Below are 20788 nucleotides of genomic sequence, written 5' to 3'. Positions count from 1 at the left end.
TGGCTCTTTATCTCTCATGTTGCTGCCGGTTAGTGAGGCAGCGGTGCCAGTTTTTTGCCACGACGGAACTTCATCTGTAGGCGGTCGAAATACAGATAGATCACCGGAGTGGTATACAGCGTCAACAATTGGCTCATTATCAGGCCCCCGGCGATGGTGATCCCCAGCGGTTGGCGCAGTTCTGCCCCGTCACCGCTCGACAGCACCAGCGGCAATGCCCCGAACAGGGCTGCCAACGTCGTCATCATGATGGGGCGAAAACGCAGCAGGCAAGCCTGGAAGATCGCCTCACGGGCACTGATCCCACCGTTGCGTTGTGCATCCAGGGCAAAGTCGACCATCATGATGGCGTTCTTTTTGACGATACCAATCAACAGCATAATACCTATTAGCGCAATCAGGCTAAAGGGCGCGCCAAACAGCTCCAGCGCCAACAATGCCCCGACGCCGGCAGAAGGCAGCGTGGACAGAATGGTCAGCGGATGGATGTAGCTCTCATACAGGATCCCCAGCACGATATACACCGTGGCGATAGCCGCCGCGATCAGGAACAGCTGTGACTTCAGCGTTTCCTGGAATACCTGGGCGGTACCGGCAAACGAACCCCGCACGGTGGAAGGTACGCCCAACTGGGTCATGGTGCGTTCGACGGCCGCCGTCGCTTCGGACAGACTGCCGCCGTCCGGCAAGTTGAACGAGATGGTCGAAGCTGCCGACAGACCCTGATGGTTGACCGACAGCGGAGCGTTGGCTGGCCGCCATTGGGCAAAGTAAGATAGTGGGATCGCCTGGCCAGTGCTGTTAATCACAAACATTTTATCCAGCGAGCTGACGTCCTGGGTATACGGCGGAGCGACTTCCATCACCACTTTGTACTGGTTGAGCGGCTGATAAATGGTGGAGATCTGGCGCTGGCCGAAAGCGTTGTTGAGCAGGTTGTTGGCGTCACTAACTGAAATGCCCAGCCGCGACATGGTTTCGCGATCGTAGGTCAAATCCATTTCCGAGCCTTTGTCCTGCTGATCGGAGTTGACGTCCGCCAGCTCCGGCAGTGCTGCCAGTGCAACCCGGATCTTCGGCTCCCATTCGCGCAGTGCGCCCAGATCGTCGGCCAACAGCGTGTATTGGTAACTGGCGTTGGCCTGTCTGCCGCCGACGCGGATATCCTGCACCGCCATCAGGAACAGGCTGGCTCCCGGCTCTTTCGCCAGCTTGGCACGCAGGCGGGCAATCACCTTCTGGGCGTCATCGGTACGTTCCGACAGCGGTTTGAGGGAAATAAACATCGAGCCGCTGTTGGTGCGTGAACCGCCGGTGAAACCAGTGACGTTATCCACGTCCTTGTCTTCCCGGACGATCCGCATAAAGTCTTGCAGTTTGACGCTCATCGCCTGGAACGAAATGCTCTGGTCGGCCTGGATAAAGCCCATCAGGCGTCCGGTATCCTGCTCGGGGAAGAAGGTTTTGGGAATACTGATATACAGCCAGACGTTGATGGCGATGGTGGCCAGGAACACTGCCAATACCCAGCGCGAATGGCCCAACACCCAGTTGAGCGAACGTCCATAACCCTGTTGCAACCCCAGCAACAGGCGGCCAAAACCCCGGATACGTCGCTGTTCACGCGCGGGCTGGTAACGCAGCAGGTAGGCGCACATCATCGGCGTCAGCGTCAGTGAAACCAGCAGTGAAAGCCCGATCGAGACCGACAGCGTCACGGCAAATTCGCGGAATAGCCTCCCCGGCAAACCGGCCATAAACAGTAATGGTATAAACACCGCCACCAGCGATACGCTCATGGAAAGCACGGTGAAACCAACCTCTCGCACCCCTTGCAGGGCGGCCTTGATCGGTTTCATTCCGGCCTCGACGTGGCGCGAAATGTTTTCCAGCACCACGATGGCGTCATCCACCACAAAACCGGTGGCGATGGTCAGCGCCATTAACGACAGGTTATTCAGGCTGAAGCCGCACAGGTACATGGCGGCAAACGAACCAATCAAGGATACCGGCACGGCCACTGCAGGGATCAGCGTCGCGCGGCCAGAACGCAGGAAGATAAACACCACCAGGATCACCAGGCCGATGGCGATCACCAGGGATTGCTCCACCTCAGCCAACGAGGCACGGATCGTTGGTGAACGATCCTGGGCGATACTCAATTCGATCGAGGCGGGGATGTTCTCTTGCAGCGCGGGCAACTCGGCGCGGATACGATCCACGGTTTCAATGATATTGGCGTCGGGGGCGCGGCTGATGGCCAGAATGATGGCCGGTTTGGCGTTGGTCATCCCGGCGTTGCGTACGTCCTGCACCGAATCGATGACGTTGGCCACGTCACTCAGGCGCACCGCGGCACCATTGTTGTAGTGGATGACCAACGGCTGGTAAGCCGCCGCGGTTTTCAGTTCGTCGTTGGCCTGGATCTGCCAGCGTTGCTGTGGGTCATCTACCGCGCCTTGTGGGCGGCGCACGTTGGCGTTGGCGATGGTTTGCCGCACCGCATCCAGTGAGATCCCCTGATTAAACAGAGCGCCGGGATTGAGTTCCACGCGAACGGCAGGCAAGGAGCTGCCGCCGACCGAGACATCGCCCACCCCCTCAGTCTGGGCAATCTTCTGCGCCAGCTGCGTCGAAGCGAAGTCATACAACTGCCCTTGGTTGTAGGTATCCGAAGTCAGCGTCAGGATCATGATCGGCGCGTCGGACGGATTGACCTTGCGGTAGGTTGGGCGGCTTGGCATACCGGTAGGCAACAGGCTTTGGGCGGCGTTAATCGCCGCCTGTACGTCACGCGCTGCCCCGTTGATATCGCGATCGAGATCGAACTGCAAAATCACCCGTGTGCTGCCGAGCGAGCTCATCGAGGTCATCTCATTGACCCCGGCGATGCGGCCTAATGCACGTTCCAACGGCGTAGCCACTGAGGATGCCATGGTCTCTGGATCGGCACCCGGCAAGGAAGCACTGATGGAGATCACCGGGAAATCCACCTGCGGCAATGGCGACACCGGTAGCAGCTTAAAGCCAATTATCCCGGCGATAGCGATCGCCAGCGTCAGCAGCGTGGTGGCGACCGGCCGATAGATAAACAGGGCGAAGAATTTCACGGCAACTCCTGCGGCTCTGGCTGGCGGCGAGTGTTGCGCGCCAATTTATCAAACAGCAGGTAAATCACCGGCGTGGTGAACAGCGTCAGGATCTGGCTCATCACCAGACCACCGACCATACAGACGCCCAGCGGACGGCGTAGTTCGGCCCCGACGCCGGTACTCAGCATCAGTGGCAATGCCCCCAGCAGTGCGGCCAGCGTGGTCATCAGTATTGGCCGGAAACGCAGCAGGCAAGCCTGATAGATGGCGTCGTACGGAGTCATCCCTTGTTCACGCTCGGCGGCCAGCGCAAAGTCGATCATCATGATGGCGTTCTTTTTGACGATGCCGATCAGCAAGATGATGCCGATAATGGCGATCACATCCAGTTCATGGCCGGACAGCATAAGCGCCAGCAGCGCCCCGACACCGGCAGTCGGCAGGGTGGAAAGGATGGTCACCGGGTGGATAAAGCTCTCATACAGCACGCCCAGCACGATATACATCGCCACCACCGCCGCCAGGATCAGCCATAGCGTGCTACCAAGCGCGGCCTGGAACGCCAACGTGGCGCCCTGGAACTGGGTAGTGATATCTTTCGGCATGTTGAGGTCTTTCTCTGCCTGAGTGATCGCCTCCACCGCTTCCCCGAGCGAGTAATTACCGGCCACGTTGAATGACACCGTGGCGGACGGGAACTGATCGAGATGGTTGATCGACAGCGGACCGAAGCGCTCTTCTACTTTGGCAATGGTGTTCAGTGGCACGATGGTGCCGTTGCTGCTGGTCAGCCGGATATTATTTAACGCGCTAAGCCCCGGCGTGGTGGAGACATCATGTTCCAGCACCACCCGATATTGGTTGGCCTGGGTGTAAATGGTCGAGATCAGGCGCTGCCCGAAGGCATTATACAGCGCGCTATCGACATCGCTCATGGTGATGCCAAGGCGTGAGGCCGAGTCTCGATCCACATTCACATAGGCCACCAACCCCTGATCCTGCCAGTTGCTGGTTACTTCGCTCAGTTGCGGTGCCTGCTGCAATTCGGCCATTAGCTTCGGTACCCACAGGCTGAGATCATCCAGCGACATGGCCTGTAGGGTGAACTGGTACTGAGTACGGCTCACTTGGGTATCGATAGTCAGATCCTGCACCGGTTGCAGATAGAGTTTCACACCGGGGAACTGTGTTGTCTGTTGTTGCAGGCGGGCAATGATCGCCGGGATGCGATCGCTACGTTCACTCAGCGGCTTCAGGTTGATCTGCAAACGGCCACTGTTGAGCGTAGCGTTACTGCCATCCACACCGACAAAGGAGGTCAGGCTTTCTACCGCCGGATCCTTGAGGATTTCGGCTGCCACCTGCTGCTGGCGTTCGGCCATATTGCTGAATGAAACGCTCTGCGGCGCTTCCAACGTGCCCTGGATGATGCCGTTGTCCTGCACCGGGAAGAAGCCTTTCGGCATCAGTAGGTACAGCAACACGGTCAGTGCCATGGTGCCGAAGACGACGCCTAACGTCAGCCATTGATGGTTCAGCACCACTTTCAGCCATACGCCGTACTGGGCGATCACCCGGTCAAAGAAGCGCTCAGAGGCGCGAGAGAAACGGTTTTGCTTACGCAGCGACTCATGGCTGAGCATGCGGGCACACATCATCGGCGTCAGCGTCAGCGAGACCAGTGCGGAAATCAGGATCGCCACAGCCAGCGTCACGGCAAACTCGCGGAACAGACGGCCAACGATATCGCCCATGAACAGCAGCGGGATCAGCACTGCCACCAGCGAGAAGGTCAGCGAGATAATGGTAAAGCCGATCTCTCCGGCCCCTTTCAGTGCCGCATCGAGTGGCTTTTCGCCTTTTTCGATATAGCGGGAGATGTTCTCGATCACCACGATGGCGTCATCCACTACAAAGCCGGTGGCGATGGTCAGCGCCATCAACGTCAGGTTGTTGATGGAAAAATCGAGGAAATACATGGCGGCAAAGGTGCCCACCAGGGAAAGCGGGACCGCCACGCTTGGGATAATGGTGGCCGGAACGTTACGCAGGAAGACGTAGATGACCATGATCACCAGGGCGATCGCCAGTAACAGCTCAAACTGCACGTCGTTGACCGAGGCGCGGATGGTGGTAGTGCGGTCGGTCAACACTTTCACATCCACCGACTTTGGCAGGCTCTTGATCAGCTCTGGCAGCATCTCGCGGATGCTGTCGGCGGTGGTGATTACGTTGACGCCCGGCTGGCGCTGAATATTCAGCACGATGGCCTGCTCTTTATTGGCCCAGGCCGCCAGACGGTTGTTTTCAGCCCCTTGCTCAATGGTGGCGATATCTTGCAGGCGGATAGCCGCGCCGTTCTGATAGGCGATAATCAGCTGGCGGTAATCCTCGGCGGTTTTCATCTGATCGTTGGCGGATAGCGTGACCGAACGCGTCGGGCCGTCCAGGCTACCTTTGGCTGAGTTGACGTTGGCGTTACTGATGGCGGTGCGAATGGTTTCGCTATCGAGCCCATAGGCGGCGACCGCCGTGGCATTGAGTTTCACCCGCACGGCCGGACGTTGACCACCGGAAATGGTGACCAGACCGACCCCGGTGACCTGAGAAATCTTTTGCGCCACCCGAGTTTCCACCATGTCTTCTACCTGGGTCATCGGCATGGCGGTTGAGGTGACGGCCAGCGTCAGAATAGGCGGATCGGCAGGGTTAACCTTGCTGTAAATCGGCGGGTAGGGCAGATCGCTGGGCAGCAGGTTGGTGGCGGCATTGATGGCCGCCTGTACTTCCTGTTCGGCAACGTCCAGCGGCAGTTCAAGCTGGAATTGCAGGGTGATCACCGATGCGCCGCCGGAACTCTGTGAAGCCATCTGCTTAAGGCCGGACATCTGGCCGAACTGGCGCTCCAGCGGTGCGGTGATCGCCGAAGTGACCACGTCTGGACTGGCACCAGGGTAGAGTGTGACGATCTGGATGGTGGGGTAATCCACTTCCGGTAAGGCGGAAACCGGCAGTGAACGATAGCCGATAATCCCGGCCAACAGGATCGCCAACATAAATAGCGTGGTGGCAACCGGACGCAGAATAAACAGGCGGGAAGGCCCGCCACCGCTATGAGGAGGCATCGACTGCATCAGGAATTCCCCTGAGGTTTGCCGCGGTGTTTCGGTGGTTCCGTGGTTGGTGCGGCAGCGGTGTTATGAGGCGTCACCACCTCAACCTGCATGCCGTCGGTCAGACGATCGATACCATCGGTAACGACGCGGTCGCCCACATTGACGCCGGTGCTAATCACCACCTGCTGGCTATCCTGAATACCGGCGGTCACCAGATGTTTGCTGACCTTGTTGTCTGCGCTCAGGATCCAGACGAAGTTGCCTTCGTTGCCCATTTGCAGCGCAGCGGTCGGGATCACCACCGCATTTTGCAGGGTGGCGACCTTCAGGCGGGCGTTAACGAACTGATTGGGGAACAGCGCATCGTCTTGGTTAGCGAAGCGAGCCTTCAGTTTGATGGTACCCGTCGCGACATCGATCTGGTTATCCAGGCTCAATAATTCCCCGGTGGTTAACAGTTGCTGATTGGTGCGATCCCAGGCTTCAACGCTTACCGTGCCCGCCTTCTGTGCTTTGACCAGATCGGCGATATTGCTCTCAGGCAGGGTGAATACCACATCGATCGGATGCGTTTGGGTGATCACCACAATGCCGGTGGTGCTGCCGCTGGCGATGTAATTGCCCACATCCACCAATTTCAGCCCCACGCGGCCATCAATTGGCGCAGTGATCTTGCTGTAGGTTATTTGCAGCTTGGCGCTGTCGACCGCGCCTTGATCGGCCTTGATCGCTCCTTCGGTCTGGCGTACCAGCGACTCCTGGGTATCCAGCTCCTGGCGTGAGACCAGATTGGTTTTTGCCAACTGCTGGTAACGGGCTAGGTCGCGTTTGGCATTGGCCAACGTTGCCTGATCTTTGGCTAACTGCCCCAGTGCCTGGGTTAATTGCACTTCGTAAGGACGTGGGTCGATCTCAACCAGCAAATCGCCAGCTTTGACCTGCTGGCCTTCAGTAAAGTGGATGGCCATTAGTTGGCCATCGACACGGCTGGTCACGGTGACGGTATTGGCTGCGATGGCGGTACCTAACCCAGAGAGGAAACGTGGCACACTTTGCTCTACGGCGGTGGCTGCCTGTACCGGAGACATCGGGGCGCCTCGTCTACCACCGGCCCTACCTGCGGCACCTGCTGGGCTTGAGCCCGCCTGGTGTGCACCTGGCGCTGCGTCGGTAGCTTGTGGCGCGCTAAAGTGGCGCCAGAGCAGAATGGCGGCAAGTACCGCGATTACGATGGCCAGTAGGCGCAGTAACAGTGAGCGGCGTTTTGATTTTGTATTCATGACGTTGAACATTCTCTCCAGAGACAGTCGTGCGGGCAATCAATTGCCAAAAGTGATACTCCTTACAGGATACTAGTTTAGCGAGCAGGCGCGGTGTAAAAATGAAGGAAATATGGAGGAAACGTCAGGTTTATCGGAGGAGAATGTCTATTTAACCGAAACTACGCTTATCTATACATTTTCTGACATATAACCGATTGGTTTTAGCATTCCGGCCGTTTTCGCGCTAATAATTCAGGGGACATTTTCCCTTTTCCCTCAGGAGCAACATCATGAGCAAGAAAGAGCTGGGCCGTTCCGGCATTCTGGTTCCACCGCTGACTTTTGGCGGCAACGTATTTGGTTGGACGGCTGATGCTGCTACATCTTTCAGCCTGCTGGATGCGCTGGTGGCCAATCAGCTGAATTTTATCGATACCGCCGACGTTTATTCGAGTTGGGCGCCGGGCAATCAAGGTGGTGAATCGGAAACGGTGATCGGTAACTGGCTGAAGAAAAGCGGCAAGCGCGATCAGGTGATCATTGCGACCAAAGTGGGCAAACCGATGGGTGAGGGCAAGCAAGGCCTGTCACCGCGCTATATTCGTCAGGCGGTCGAAGCTTCATTGCGCCGTTTGCAAACCGATTATATCGATCTTTATCAGTCCCATGATGATGATCAGGACACTCCGCTGGCGGAAACCCTGGCGGCGTTCGATGAACTGATCAAGGCCGGGAAAGTGCGAGCCATTGGCGCTTCCAACTATCAGGCGGATCGGCTGGTGGAAGCGTTGAAAGTCAGTGAGCAGAACGGGTTGGCGCGTTATGAAACCCTGCAACCGGAATACAATCTGTATGCCCGTGAAGGCTACGAACAAGCGCTGGAAGCGGTGGCGCAGCAGCATGACTTGGGAGTGATCAACTTCTTCTCGTTGGCCAGCGGCTTCCTGACCGGCAAATATCGCAGCGAGCAGGATGTGGGTAAAAGCCAGCGTGGGGATACTATCGTGTCACGTTATCTGAACCCGCGCGGTTTCCGCATTCTGGCGGCGCTCGATCTGCTGGCGGAGAAACACCAGACCACACCCGCACAGATCTCGTTGGCCTGGCTGATCGCCCGCCCGAGTATCACCGCGCCGATCGTCAGTGCCACCTCGCTAGCCCAGTTGGATGAGCTGGTGAGTGCAACACGCCTGCAATTGACTGCCGAGGATATCAAGGCGTTGGATGAAGCGAGCGCCTGGTAATTCTCTTCTGGACAAGGCTAGTCGATCCCCCTCACCCCAACCCTCTCCCACAGGGAGAGGGAGTTGTTAGCCCCTGCTCTTTTGGAAGTAAAGAGTTCGCATCAGTAAATCCGATTGCTCCTCATCCAAAGTAGATCACTATCATTTCAAACATACTCGATCGGTCCCCTCTCCCTGCGGGAGAGGGTTAGGGTGAGGGGGAAAATGTGGCTAATTCAAATGTTAGCGAGATTTCCGATACAATACATGCGTACGTAACGGATCGCCCGGCGGTAAGCGGGGATGCTCGAAGGTTTCACCGCTGAAGGTCATCCCGATACGTTCCATCACCCGGCGAGAAGGAAGATTGATTTCAGCGGTAAAAGACACCACCTCTGGCAGTTTCAACGTATTGAACGCCACGTCCAGCGCGCCATGTGCTGCTTCACTGGCATAGCCTTTACCCCAATACTCTTTCGCCAACCGCCAGCCAATTTCCACACAGGGTGAGCAGGGGAGATCGTCACCGGGAACGGATAGCCCGACAAAGCCGATAAAGGCTGCCTGCTGCTTCACCTCAACGGCCCACAGCCCCCAACCGTGCTGTTGCATAAATTGACGTATGCGGCTGGCTTGAGCGTCACTTTCCGCTCGGCTGAGGGGAGCCGGGAAGTATTTCATCACCTCGGGATCGGCATTCAGCGCGGCAAAAGCGGGTAGATCGCTATCCTGCCAGCCACGCAGTAGCAATCGGGGTGTATCAAAAGTGATCAGGGTCATGAGAGCTCCATTGTCAGGGACGTGGACCGCCCCTGTGTGGATCAACGAAACAGCGTCTGCGCCCAGCGTGCCAACCCGGCGGTGACCGAGCCAAAATCGTTGCCGCCGACGATCGGGATCCCCGGCAGTTGCTGTTGCAGAGCGGTACGCAGCAGCGGTGAACGTGCGCTACCGCCGGTCAGGTAAATAACCTGTGGCGTACTTTGGCTGGTAGCCAACGCGGCGGTGACTTGTTCCTGAATGCGCAGCAATGGCTGGGCAATCGAGTCGGCCAACTGCGTCTGGCTGATGATTTCGGCCAGCTCCGGTTGCACAAAGCCCAATTGGGCGCTGATGCTTTCCTGCCCAGACAAGGCGATTTTACTCTCTTCCGCCGCCCGCACCAGCCGATAGCTCAAACGTTGCTGGTGCACTTTCAGCAGGCGTTTGACCTTTTCGGGTTCGGCAGCGTCACGGATCAGATCGCGCAGCATACGGCCATTGGCGGTGCTGTAGAAATCGATTTGCGCCGGAACATCGTTGGTCGCCACCGCATTCCAGTAGGGTAATGCAGGCATGGCGATGCCTTTCTCGGTTTCGCCGCCCATGCCGAACAGCGGCATCAGCTGTTTGAACGCCAGCATGATATCCAGATCGTTACCGCCCACGCGGCAACCGCTGTGTCCCAGCAGACTCTGTTGACGATCGGCACGATCGCGCCATTGTGGTCCCATCAGAAGTACCGAGCAGTCGGTGGTACCGCCGCCGATATCGACCACCAGCACGGTTTTCTCTTCGCTCAGCGTCGCCTCAAAGTCCAGCCCGGCGGCAACCGGCTCGAACTGGAACTCGATCTCTTTGAAACCTGCCCGTTGTGCAGCGCGGTGTAAAATTCCCTGCGCCTGCTGGTTGGCATCTTCACCGCCAGTGCCCTGGAAGTTGATCGGGCGGCCAATCACGGCCTGATCGATACTGGCCTGTAACACGCCTTCCGCCTGGCGCTTGATGTGGAACATCATGGCGCACACCAGATCTTCAAACAGTGCAATCTGCTGCGGCTTCAGGCCGTTAGCGCCCAGGAAGGATTTCGGCGAACGGACGAAATACACTTCTTCCGGATCTTCGACGTAGTGGGCCAGTGCCTGTAGACCGAACAACACGCTATCGCCGTTGACCGGAATATCTTCTTCGCGGTTGAAGGTGATGGCGCGGCGCAGCAACTGCTGGTTTTCCTCGCTGCCGGTGGGCACTTGCCAGTGACGATGCAGGCACTCACTTACCGCCTCACGCGTCGGCGCACACAGCATTGAAGGGAGGTACGGCTCGTTATTTTCTAACGTCAGTAATTCCGGGCCGTTGTCGCGCATAACTGCGACCGAACAGTTGGCGGTGCCATAGTCGAAGCCAATAAACATTTTCATTCCCCATGCCGATGAAGGGGGGCGACTTTACCCGAGACTGGCCTGCTGAGCAACGAGTGGGCCGCTAACTGGCGAAAAATTTAGCGGTAATCGCAGCAGCAGGGATAATCGGATTGGAGTATTGTCAAACAGGTTAATGTCCGATTCCCGCACGTCAGCCACAGGGTCGAGCGCCATAATGAACAAAAAACTGACTCCGAGCGATGCCATGAACAATCAACAACAGGCGCTGTATAGCGCACTGAGTGCACGTGACCGCAAGTTTGACGGGCGATTTTTTGTCGGTGTTTCCTCCACCGGTATCTATTGCAGGCCGGTATGCAGCGCCCGTACGCCGAAAATCGAAAATTGTACGTTTTACCCCAGCGCCGCTGCCGCCGAACTGGCTGGTTTTCGCCCTTGCCTGAAATGCCGACCCGAATTGGCTCCGGGACTGGCGTTGATCGATCTTGGAAATCGCTATGCTCAGGTTGCAGTGCAGCTGATAGAACAGGGTTATCTTTCCGAGCACAGCTGTGAACAGCTCGCCACTCGCCTGGGGATTTCAGATCGCCATCTGCGGCGTATTTTTGCCGAGCAGTTCGGTGCCTCTCCCATCGATTACGCCCAGTCGCATCGCCTGTTACAGGCCAAACGACTGCTGGCGGATACCGATCTGCCGTTGAGCGAGGTGGCATTTGCTGCCGGGTTTGGTAGCCTGCGGCGTTTCAATGAGCTGTTTAAAGCCCGCTATCGCCTGATCCCTTCGGCCTTACGTAGTACCACTGGCCGCAGCGATCGTGCCGCCACCAGCGGGCTGGTGTTTCATCTGGGCTATCGGCCACCTTACGACTGGTCGCGCATGTTGGGCTTCTTGCAGGCGCGTGCGGTCAGCGGTGTGGAAAGCGTGGTTGGGCAACAGTATTGCCGTTCCATCGCGGTGAATCAGGCTGGCGTTGATTATTGCGGTTGGGTCAGCGTCCAGCCGGAAGAGGCGCGTAATCGGGTGCGGGTGGAAATTGCCCCGTCACTCAGCCGGGTGACGACCGAAGTGCTGCGACGCATTCGTCAACTGTTCGATCTGGATGCCGCACCAGACCGTATTTGCGAGGCGTTGGGCGAGCTGGCGGCGGATGCCCCCGGTTTACGCTTGCCAGGCTGTGTCAGCAGCTTTGAGCAGGCCACTCGTGCCGTGTTGGGGCAGTTGGTCAGCGTCAAAATGGCGGCCACCTTTGCCGGGCGGATGGCGGAGCGTTGGGGAACGGCACTGGATCAACCGTATGGCGATATTACTCATGTGTTTCCGCAGGCGGCGCGGGTCGCCCAACTGGAGCCGGAAGATCTGCGTCCATTGGGGGTTCAACTGAAGCGTGCGGCGGCGCTGATTGAAATAGCCCGCAGGGTGACAGAAGGGCGTTTGCAGCTGGATAACGTGCTGGATATCGAACAGGGCATCAAGGATCTGACCGCATTGCCGGGGATAGGCAGTTGGACCGCCAACTATATCGCCATGCGGGCCTGGTCATGGCCGGACGTTTTTCTGGCGGGGGACTATCTGATCAAACAGCGTTTTCCCGGCATGACGCCACGCCAGATTGAACGCTATGCCGAACGCTGGCGGCCTTGGCGTTCTTACGCCACCTTGCATCTGTGGCATAACGATCGTTGGGCACCCTCAACGGACGCCGAAGTAGCCGCCGCTGAGTAGGTCGTTCAGCGGCAGTTCGAGCGCAATCGTGTCGCCGTCTACCAGATCGATACCGATCGCCGTCAACGCACTCAGCGTGACTTGCTGATGCGCGGGTCCTGCCAGCGTTTGGGCCTGAACCCGATGTGCCGCACCGTGCAGCATGGAAACCATCAACTCATCCATCTGATTACAGTGCACGTCGGTAATAAAGCGTTCGTCGATGCGAATGTAATCAATGGTCTGGCCGTTCAAGTGATCGAAGGCGTTGAGATTACGGCCAAAACCATTGACGATCAGCTTGCAGCCCTGTGCCTGCAAACTACGTATGAAGGCACCCCCGTCATCGGGATGATCGAGAACGATGGTTTCATCTACCATCAGATACAACGTACTGGCCGGTAGCCGCGAAGCTGCCAGTTGCTCGCGCAAATAATTTTGAAAATCAAGATCGAGCACGCTGTCCGTGGCTAGTGGCAGAGTGATGGCCGTTCCTTTATGAAGCAGGGCCTCCGCGTGCCTCGTTAGCACCTGATTTACCAGCCAGCGATCGATGTCTGGCAGCAGACCGTAAAGCTGGGCAGCGGCGAAGAACGCCTCGGAGGTCAACATACGCTCATCAGGCGGGGTGACATGCATTTTTAGCTGGTAGAAACAGACCGCCTGGGGGGTTCTAGGTGGAGAAGCCGCCCTGACACGTAACAACAGCTGCTGATTATCGATAATATTCAGTACTTCCTGGCGCGTCAGCAATTCATGCTGGCGTTCCATCTGCTGTTTTTGCCGGGCTTCATAAATATAAACCTGCCCGCGACCGTGATGTTTGGCGGTGTAACAGGCGATATCTGCCTGCGCCAACAGTTCGCTGCTCTTGCCGCTGGTAGCGCCAATTTGCGTAATGCCAGCACTGGCACCGACATGATAAATTTTGCCTGCCCAGTAGAAAGGATGCTCCCCAATCTGCGAGATCATCTGCTGTACAAGTATCTTGGCCTGTTCCAGCGAACAGTCGAACAGGATCAGGCCGAATTCGTCGCCACCGAGTCTTGCCAGGCAATCGCTGTTACGCAGTTGGCGTTGCATCAACTGGCCTATTTCCCTGAGTAATGCGTCACCCGCCGCGTGTCCGGCGCTGTCGTTAACCGCCTTGAATCTATCGAGATCGAGGAACACCAGCGAATGCTGTTGTTGATGATCGGACGCGCTGGCAATGGCACCCTTCAGCCGTTTCTCGAAGCTGGTACGGTTTTGCAGGTTGGTCAAAGCATCGTGAGAGGCGTTGTAGCTGAGCTTTTTCATCAGTTCGCGTGAGGCGCTGACGTCCTGCAACACCATCACCGCCCCCATCACCTCGCCCTCAATGGTTTTCAGTGGCGATACCGACTGTTGGACGTCGAAGCGGCGGCCATCGCGGCTGTGCAGTACCAGTGCGTACTCTGCAGGTAGGGGCTTGCCCTCTTGCAGGCAGGATTGTACTGGATTTTCCACCTCTGGGCCGTCTTTACCATTGGTCATCCGTACTACACCATTGATCGGCATTCCGAGTGCCAACTCCAGCGTCCAACCACACATCTGTTCGGCTATCGGGTTCATAAAGGTGATGCGCATGTCGCGATCGGTGGAGATCACCCCTTCGCCGATGGCGTCCAGCGTAATGTGCAAGCGTTCCTTCTCTTCATGCAGCGCTTCGGCCAGCGATTTGATTTCTGTCATATCGATATTGGTACCGATCATGCGCTTCGGCTCACCGTGCTCATCCATAATGGTATTACCCTGGCCGCGAATATGGCGAATGCCCCCCAGCCGGGTTTTGATGCGGAACTCCATGACAAACGGCCGGTGCCGGTCGGTGAGCGTCGCCATTTGCCGCCCGATGCGCTCGCGATCCTCTTCCAACAACAAGGAACTCCACAATGCCAGGGTGGGCGTTTGGTCCGGCGTCAGTTCGTACAGCTCAAACATCCGTTTGTCCCAGGTGAGCTTATCCCCGTCGAGCATCCATTCCCATACGCCGATCCCTCCAGCCTGATTGGCTAGTGTAATGCGTTCCACCAGGCTGCGGTTTTCCGCCTCGGTACGTTTTAGCTCGTTGATGTCTTCTACTTGAGAAATAAAGTACAGCGGCTGGCCTTGGGGATCGCGCACCAGTGAAACCGCCAGCAACGTCCAGACGCTTTCACCATCGCTGCGGATATAGCGTTTTTCCATGGTATAGCTGCTGATATGGCCATCAAGCAGATCTTGTAACTGTGTCAGGTCGGCATTTAAATCATCGGGGTGGGTGATTTCCTGGAACGTCAGACGGCGCAGGTTTTCCGGGGCATAGCGCAGCAGTTTGCACAGGGCCTGATTGACCTGTAGCCATTTCCCTTCTGGTGACACCAGGGCCATGCCGATGGCGGAATACTCCAAGGCATTGCGAAAGCGCGCTTCGCTCTCCACGATATGCCCTTTTTCCACCCGGAACGCATGCATCACCATCGCCATGGCGTGGGCCGGGATCAGGATCAACATCAGTGGCAGGTAGATTTCCACATCGCTTAAAAACCGCCCGCGGTCCAGAAAATGCAGCAGCCCGAGCGAGATCATCACCGTAATCATTAGCGTAGTGGTAAAACAGATGATAAAGGCTTCGAGCCGTGGCAGGCCGATGGCGGCCCACAATAACGGCAGGATCACGAAGGTAAAGGGGAAGGGCAGATGGGTTAGCGCCAGATAGCTGAAGGCCAGGGTCCCCATCATCGCCAACAGCAGCTCGAACAGATTCAAGTTGGCCAACATCGAACGGCGATAAACCAGACCTATCGGGGCCAGGGCCAGCACGCCAATCGCTTCGGAAATAAACCAGGTACTGAACGGCTTCCAGAACGCCTGACCTGCCTCGGGACCAGCGTGGCAGCCAGCAACGCGCTGAACATGGGCGTGAAGATCACCGCGCAGACGACAAATTTCACCCAACTGGCCAAGCCGTTTAGCGGATCGTTGGGTTGCAGGATCCGCCGCAGCAGTAAGGTACAGACGCTGGCTTCCAGCAAGTTGATCAACGTCAGTTTGACGGGGAACCAACTGGGGCCGAACAGCGCAAAACTGGCGGAGCAGATGGCGATACCGCTAAGGAGCAAGGGCAGCGGCCAATTGCGCGGAGGTAGATGGTACAACACCATGACGATCGCCGCCGTCGGGAACCACAGCGGGGTAAAATGGCTGGATTCCGCAGACAGCGTCAGGCACAGGTAGGCCAGCAGAAATACCACTATCGCGCTCAGCAACGAGTGAGTGAACAAGGTACCTTTTGCTTTGATTGGGGGCTGCGCTGCGCTGAGATCCATCGGTAACCTTCACTGAGCTATTGACTACGAATAACCTGCCGCATGTGACTAATCAGAGGGTAGTACAGCGCGCGAGGAATACCTATTCAATTATATACTCAACCTCTAACAAGGCGCACCATTGCGCTCGATTTGGTACACCTCACTCCAACCCTCTCCCACAGGAAGAGGGAGCCGAACGTGTTACCCATTGGCATCCGTACTTTACTGAGATTTCTCATCAGTCTCAAAACGTAGGGTCGCAGCATGCTGCGACCGTTTGGTTAACCAATCTATTAAAGCAGGAAAATCGTCGCCAGCCCCAGGAAGATAAAGAAGCCGCCGGTATCGGTCAGGGCGGTGATCAGTACGCTGGAGCCCACGGCAGGGTCACGCCCCAGTTTGATCATGGTCATCGGTATGATCACCCCCATCAGCGCCGCGACCAGCAGGTTGAGCATCATCGCCAGCGTCATCACGCCCCCCATCGCCAGATCGCCATACAGCAGATAGGTGACGAACCCCATGATGCCGCCCCAGACCACGCCGTTGATGATGGCGACACCCAGTTCTCTGAACAACAGGCGTGAAATGTTACCTTCTTCGATCTGGTGCAGCGCCAGAGCGCGCACAATCATGGTAATGGTCTGGTTACCGGTATTACCGCCGATACCGGCAACGATCGGCATCAACGCGGCCAGTGCCACCAATTGTGAAATGGTGTGTTCAAACAGGCCAATCACCCTGGAGGCGACAAACGCGGTACACAGATTGATCGCCAGCCAGGCCCAACGGGTTTTCACCGCCTTGCTGACCGGGGCAAACACGTCTTCTTCCGGGCTTAACCCCCCCATACGACGCAGGGTGGTGTCGCTCTCTTCGTTAACCACGTCAACGATCTCTTCGATGGTCAACCGGCCCATCAGTTTGCCTTTGGCATCAATTACCGGGGCGCTGATCAGGTCATAACGTTCGAACGCGCTGGCCGCGGATTCGGCTTTGTCTTCGGGCTGAAAGGTGGTGGGATCGCTGTCCATCACCTTAAACACCGGAGTTTGCGGATCGTTAAGCAGAATTGCGGTCAGCGGCAGTTCGCCTAGCAGAGTATTTTTCCGATCGGTGACGAAGATTTTGTCCGTGGCATCCGGAATGGTTTTGCGTTGACGCAGAAAACGGTGTACGGCCCCCAAAGAAACGTCCGGGCGTACCGAGACCAGTTCGAAATCCATCATCCAGCCGACGGTATCTTTACCGTAATGCACCATCTCACGGACCTGCTCACGCTGTTCAGGATCCAGTGAGGTCAGCAGGCGGCCCATCAGGTTACGTGGCAGGTACTGCGCCAGATAGGCCTGTTCATCGACATCCAGGGTTTTGATCGCCTTGAGCAGGTCCTTATCGCTCATCTCTTCGATCAGGCTATCCCAGACGGGTTCGGCCACTTCGACCAGGGTTTGGCCGCGTTTGGTGTTGTCTACCAGCCGCCACAGCGCCAGGCGCTCGTCTTGCGGCAAGGCCTCCAGCAGATCTGCGAGGTCAGCAGCGTGCATATCTTGCAGCAAGTGGGTGATTTCGGCGGTATGATTAAGCAGTTCGCCTTCGCTGAGTTGTTTTTCATCCCCTGAGCGGCCAAGAATGCCATCAATCAAAGGGGCGTTATTTAACAACAGGCTCAGAATACGCTGACGAGATTCAGCGACTTTTTTGACGTTATGTGTTGCGGCGGACATGGAATTCCTTAACGCTGACTTGGCACACCGGGTTCCTTTTAGACTATCTTTAAAAGATAGAGCATAGCGGCGGTTGGCGTGATTTTTATCAATCTGATGGCGCAGGGTCAGAAGCTTTGGCGTGCCAGTGACTCAGGGTGATGAACGCTTGGTCGGTCAGGATAATCACCGATTATCCACGCGGGCCTCTTGGGTCTGCGGCTCAGGCAGCGATCTTTTTTCCTGATGGTGGGGGATAGCGGCAATGGCGGCATACAGCAGACGGCCGACTAAAATGATAAAACTGATCAGTAGCACTACTTTGGTCATGCGCCCGGTCGTGGTCTTTCTCATGGTTGATTGAGCCCGTTGGATTTTCCCATTGGCATTGTTCAAGCTTAGTGCTGCCGCTGGAATGATGACGGCGATTACGGTTGCCTTACCAATGTCAGCCACGGCTAACATTGATTAAATTTGTAAATGGAATTCTAGGCTCTGATGACAAAAGATGTCCATTTATTTCCGAAAGCCTGGCCGAGTTATTTAGTTGGAGTTTAGGTACGTCGCTTTTTAGGCGGTTTCTCAAAATCCACAAGATATAGATTTTGTCTGATTTTTTGTTGTGTATTAATAGGTTATTATCGGCCCATAAAGTGTCTTATGGATTTTTATTAGCCTTTTCTCAATTACTTGATCGTGGTCAAATCTTAAGCTATCGCAGAGAATAGAATTCACAGCCATTCTTGATGCTGGAACCGCTTGCCTCAACCGGTTCCCTGAATGGTTCTGTGGCGGGATCGGATCCTGCCTTCTCTACGATTTAAAACGCTTAAGCGACGAAGTGAATCACGCCTTAGCGGATACAGTGTCTTGATGGGTATTTTAAAGTTCTGGAATAATTTACGTGACCGTTGGTGGGGGCAGCCTATTGTGCTGAGCCTGCTGCTGTTGCCGCTTGCTGGCTGGCTTTCGCCGCGCCTGATGCTGCCCGATGGCAAAGTGTATCTGGTCTATCTGCCGCTGGTGGTCTGCTTTTCCTTGCTGATGGTGTATGACTGGCGTGCAATGCCGGGCATCGCTTTGGCTATTCTTATCCGCTACTCCAATCGTTCAAGCACCGAAGTCGATGTGATCATGACGTTGCTGTATGTCGGATGTCTGAGCATTTGCTGGTGGGGTTATCGCTGTCAGTCGCAGCGCCGCTGGTGTGTAGGGCTCACCGAGCTGAAGCTGGGCAGACACCGTTTGATCTGGCTGGTGCTAATGCCGCCGGTACTGTTTATCTTTGGCTTACAGTTGATTATTGGTCTCGATCTGTTGCCGGACGAACTCGGTATGCTTTCCGGCAGCGGTAATCGCCTGCATGCGTTGATCAACTTCCAGGCGATATTGATTGGCTGCCTGTCCTCCATGCAGTTGTTCTACTTTGCCTTGCGGATCCTGAAGAATCCCAAGTTTGCCCGCGTACTCTGGGGGCGGATCAGCCGTGAGATGGCGCCTTCGGTCAAAAAGAGCGAGTTGCAACTGTGGTTGGTGGTACTGATAGTCTTGGTGGTAATACTTGCCTACCACACGGCAGACACCAACGCGATGCAGGTACCCGATTACAGCCTGACGTTGTTGCTGCCGGTCATGCTGTACAGCGCTATGCGCTTTGGCTACTTGTTCAACTGTATAATCTGGGCGGCAACCCTGCTGGTGCTGTTCTTTAACTATCCGGGTTATGTGCAGTGGGATAGTCTGCTGCATAACCTGACCATGATCTCGTCAATGATGCTAGCGTTTACCCTCAGTATTTTGCTGACCTCTGCGGTGCATACTCGCCAGCGGATGGATCATGCCAAGGCACAAAACGCGTCGCTGAAAGATCCGGTCATTGGTTTACCGAACCTGCGGGCATTGAAGCGCGATCTGGCCAAGGTGCCGCGCTCAACGCTGTGCTTCCTGCGCATTTCCGAACTGGATTTGCTCAGCCGTAACTATGGTATGCAGTTGCGGATCCGTTTTAAACAGAAGCTGGCGGGTAGCCTGCGCACGGTGCTGGAGGAAGGCGAAGATGTTTACCACCTGCCAGGGTACGATCTGGTGCTGCGGCTGAATGGCTCCGATGGTGAGGCCCGGGTGGCCAAAATCCAAAGCACGCTGGAGAAGTTCCGTCTGGTGTGGAACGGTCTGCCAATTCACCCACCGCTGGGGATTAGCTACTGTGGCGTCTATTCGGAAGTGGAACATCTGCATCTGCTGCTGGGGGAATTAAGCTCGCTAGCGGAAATGTCGCTGACCAGTGGGCGGCCTGAAAACGTGCAGAACGACCATCATGTGGTGCAGGATGAAATCAAGCGCAAGGTCGCCCTGTTGCACTGGGTACAGCGCTCGCTGGATAACGACGGTTTTCTGCTGATGGCTCAACCGATTGTCGGAGTGCGTGGCGATGCTTACCACGAGATCCTGCTGCGCATGCTGGATGATGAAGGCAACGTTATCCCCCCCAACGAATTTTTTCCGGTGGTGCATGAGTTTGGTTTGGCTTATCAGTTGGACATGTGGGTACTGCGCCAAACGTTGCAGTTTATGGAACAGCACCGCGAAGCCATGCCTAGCGCACGCTTTGCCGTGAATCTGTCGCCGTCCTCGCTGTGTCGTCCGAGCCTGTGCCAAGACATACGCCACGCTCTGCGCCAATACCAGATTGAACCTTATCAACTGGTGCTGGAGGTGACGGAGTCTCATCTGGTGCAGGACGTGAAATATGCCAAAAACTCGCTGAAAGAGCTGCGTCAGCTAGGTTGCCGCATTGCCTTGGACGATTTCGGCACTGGCTATGCTACCTACGATCGTATGAAAGAGCTGCATGTGGATATCTTGAAGATCGACGGCAGCTTTGTGCAGGATATGCTGACCAGCAAGGTGGATTATCAGATCATTTCGTCAATCTGTAAGGTGGCGTTGATGAGACGACTGTCGATTGTGGCGGAATATGTCGAGTCGGCCGAGCAGCGTGATGCGCTGAAAAGCCTGGGCGTGGATTATATGCAGGGGTATTTCATCGGTAAACCGCAGCCGTTAGCGTCTTTAGTGCCAATGGTGGAGTTACCGGAAGACGCAGAATCCGAATAAGGATTGCTCCTCTCCCACAGGGAGAGGGGACCGATCGTGCCACAATTTTATTGCCGTACCTGACCACAACACCGTACCAGCTCCCTCTCCCTTTGGGAGTGTACAGACCGGGGAC

At 56.3% G+C, this 20788-nt stretch carries 10 protein-coding genes and 1 pseudogene; 3 read left to right on the top strand and 8 right to left on the bottom strand.

Features of this window, described 5'->3' with window-relative positions; genetic code table 11:
* Positions 1-29 precede the first annotated feature (29 nt).
* From mdtC to U869_RS0103625, 3 genes are read right to left on the bottom strand one after another with little or no spacing between them, the layout of a single operon-like run.
* Positions 30-3110 (bottom strand): multidrug efflux RND transporter permease subunit MdtC, encoded by a 3081-nt coding sequence (gene mdtC / locus U869_RS0103635; protein ID WP_025121940.1) that lies wholly within the window; start codon positions 3108-3110, stop codon positions 30-32.
* A complete protein-coding gene (locus U869_RS0103630) occupies positions 3107-6226 on the bottom strand; it encodes an MdtB/MuxB family multidrug efflux RND transporter permease subunit (RefSeq protein ID WP_025121939.1) in 3120 nt (1039 codons plus the stop codon). Before U869_RS0103630 ends, mdtC begins: the two co-directional genes overlap by 4 nt.
* The gene (locus U869_RS0103625; protein WP_025121938.1) at positions 6226-7488 is read right to left on the bottom strand and encodes an MdtA/MuxA family multidrug efflux RND transporter periplasmic adaptor subunit; all 1263 of its coding nucleotides are present in this window, start codon (positions 7486-7488) and stop codon (positions 6226-6228) included. Before U869_RS0103625 ends, U869_RS0103630 begins: the two co-directional genes overlap by 1 nt.
* Before the next feature lie 272 nt (positions 7489-7760).
* Here U869_RS0103625 and U869_RS0103620 point away from each other — a divergent pair, with 272 nt between their 5' ends.
* Positions 7761-8714: an aldo/keto reductase gene (locus U869_RS0103620; protein WP_025121937.1), complete on the top strand. Its 954-nt coding sequence runs from the start codon at positions 7761-7763 to the stop codon at positions 8712-8714.
* A gap of 222 nt (positions 8715-8936) precedes the next feature.
* Here U869_RS0103620 and U869_RS0103615 read toward each other — a convergent pair whose 3' ends face one another.
* Positions 8937-9473 carry a GNAT family N-acetyltransferase gene (locus U869_RS0103615; protein WP_029987863.1) on the bottom strand — a complete coding sequence of 179 codons (537 nt, stop codon included), beginning with the start codon at positions 9471-9473 and terminating at the stop codon, positions 8937-8939.
* A 41-nt stretch (positions 9474-9514) separates the two neighbouring features.
* Positions 9515-10867: a molecular chaperone gene (yegD, locus tag U869_RS0103610; RefSeq protein ID WP_025121936.1), complete on the bottom strand. Its 1353-nt coding sequence runs from the start codon at positions 10865-10867 to the stop codon at positions 9515-9517.
* Positions 10868-11051: 184 nt separating this feature from the next.
* Here yegD and alkA point away from each other — a divergent pair, with 184 nt between their 5' ends.
* Complete coding sequence (gene alkA, locus U869_RS0103605; RefSeq protein ID WP_025121935.1) at positions 11052-12560, top strand: DNA-3-methyladenine glycosylase 2; 1509 nt, start codon at positions 11052-11054, stop codon at positions 12558-12560.
* On the opposite strand, the pseudogene U869_RS29175 reads toward alkA, so the two are convergent.
* From U869_RS29175 to U869_RS30420, 3 genes and pseudogenes are all read right to left on the bottom strand, one after another.
* Positions 12528-15868, bottom strand: a pseudogene (locus U869_RS29175) (diguanylate cyclase). The gene alkA and the pseudogene U869_RS29175 overlap by 33 nt on opposite strands.
* A 275-nt stretch (positions 15869-16143) precedes the next feature.
* Positions 16144-17577 carry a magnesium transporter gene (gene mgtE, locus U869_RS0103595; protein WP_025121934.1) on the bottom strand — a complete coding sequence of 478 codons (1434 nt, stop codon included), beginning with the start codon at positions 17575-17577 and terminating at the stop codon, positions 16144-16146.
* Positions 17578-17742: 165 nt separating this feature from the next.
* Positions 17743-17910 carry a YfgG family protein gene (locus tag U869_RS30420; RefSeq protein WP_065686557.1) on the bottom strand — a complete coding sequence of 56 codons (168 nt, stop codon included), beginning with the start codon at positions 17908-17910 and terminating at the stop codon, positions 17743-17745.
* Positions 17911-18429: 519 nt separating this feature from the next.
* Here U869_RS30420 and U869_RS0103585 point away from each other — a divergent pair.
* Complete coding sequence (locus tag U869_RS0103585; protein ID WP_025121933.1) at positions 18430-20673, top strand: EAL domain-containing protein; 2244 nt, start codon at positions 18430-18432, stop codon at positions 20671-20673.
* Positions 20674-20788 lie beyond the last annotated feature (115 nt).

The organism is Serratia sp. H1w, from assembly GCF_000633355.1.
Classification (GTDB): Bacteria; Pseudomonadota; Gammaproteobacteria; order Enterobacterales; family Enterobacteriaceae; genus Chania.
The sequence above is the reverse complement of the archived record's forward strand: the minus strand, read 5'-3'. Positions and strand labels throughout refer to the sequence as shown.

What these genes read in the sequence shown, in the direction of transcription:
- U869_RS0103630 (WP_025121939.1), bottom strand. Translation starts at nt 6,226, where the DNA reads ATGCAGTCGATGCCTCCTCATAGCGGTGGCGGGCCTTCCCGCCTGTTT.
- U869_RS0103625 (WP_025121938.1), bottom strand. Translation starts at nt 7,488, where the DNA reads ATGAATACAAAATCAAAACGCCGCTCACTGTTACTGCGCCTACTGGCC.
- U869_RS0103620 (WP_025121937.1), top strand. Translation starts at nt 7,761, where the DNA reads ATGAGCAAGAAAGAGCTGGGCCGTTCCGGCATTCTGGTTCCACCGCTG.
- U869_RS0103615 (WP_029987863.1), bottom strand. Translation starts at nt 9,473, where the DNA reads ATGACCCTGATCACTTTTGATACACCCCGATTGCTACTGCGTGGCTGG.
- yegD (WP_025121936.1), bottom strand. Translation starts at nt 10,867, where the DNA reads ATGTTTATTGGCTTCGACTATGGCACCGCCAACTGTTCGGTCGCAGTT.
- alkA (WP_025121935.1), top strand. Translation starts at nt 11,052, where the DNA reads ATGAACAAAAAACTGACTCCGAGCGATGCCATGAACAATCAACAACAG.
- mgtE (WP_025121934.1), bottom strand. Translation starts at nt 17,577, where the DNA reads ATGTCCGCCGCAACACATAACGTCAAAAAAGTCGCTGAATCTCGTCAG.
- U869_RS30420 (WP_065686557.1), bottom strand. Translation starts at nt 17,910, where the DNA reads ATGAGAAAGACCACGACCGGGCGCATGACCAAAGTAGTGCTACTGATC.
- U869_RS0103585 (WP_025121933.1), top strand. Translation starts at nt 18,430, where the DNA reads ATGGGTATTTTAAAGTTCTGGAATAATTTACGTGACCGTTGGTGGGGG.